The 732-nt window shown below is 60.1% G+C and carries 1 protein-coding gene; it reads left to right on the forward strand.

Going from position 1 to position 732, the window contains the following annotated elements; all coding sequences use genetic code 11:
• Positions 1-661: PLP-dependent transferase (locus NKI72_RS35305; RefSeq protein ID WP_352852299.1), on the forward strand; the 661-nt coding region annotated here is incomplete at its 5' end.
• Positions 662-732 lie beyond the last annotated feature (71 nt).

The following is a 732-nucleotide window of genomic DNA, read 5'->3' on the forward strand; positions in this document are numbered from 1 at the left end:
TCTTAACTTCAAGCCCCTCGTACATGGGGCCGACATCGTGACCGAAGCGCTCACCAAATATATCTCGGGCCATTCCGACGTGCTGATGGGGTCGATCACGGTGGCTTCCGAGCAGCTTTTCAACGCGCTCAAGGCGACTATGGGGCGCGCCGGGATCGGTGTTTCCCCCGACGACGCCTCTTTGGTGTTGCGGGGCATGGAGACTCTTGGCGTGCGAATGAAACACGCGCACGACGGCGCGACGGCGATGATCAACTGGTTCCGCGGCCACCCAGCCGTCGAGCGTGTGCTCTACCCCGCCCTGCCGTCTTGTCCCGGGCACGAATTCTGGAAGCGCGACTTCCTCGGCGCGAGCGGAGTGTTCAGCGTGGAATTGGTTCCCGAAGCACTGCCGCACGTGCCGGAGGCGCTCAATACGCTAGAGACGTTCGCCATCGGCGCCTCGTGGGGTGGGACACGCAGCCTCGTTGCCCCCATGCCCGTGAAGAGCAACCGCTCCGCGACGACCTGGAGTGGTCAGGACCTCCTTCTGCGGTTCAGCGTGGGGTTGGAATCGCACGACGATCTCATGGCCGATCTCGAGAAAATGTTGGCCCAAATCCAAGCACGGATCGACGACGAGCGGTTCGGCAAAGAAAACATCCGGCAATCAATGCTGTGAGTGAACACAAAAAGGGGAATGACAATGAACAACAACAACGAATTCATGCGAATAGATAGGCGCTCCTTGCG

The organism is Mesorhizobium sp. M0437 (assembly GCF_040321335.1).
Lineage (GTDB): Bacteria > Pseudomonadota > Alphaproteobacteria > Rhizobiales > Rhizobiaceae > Mesorhizobium.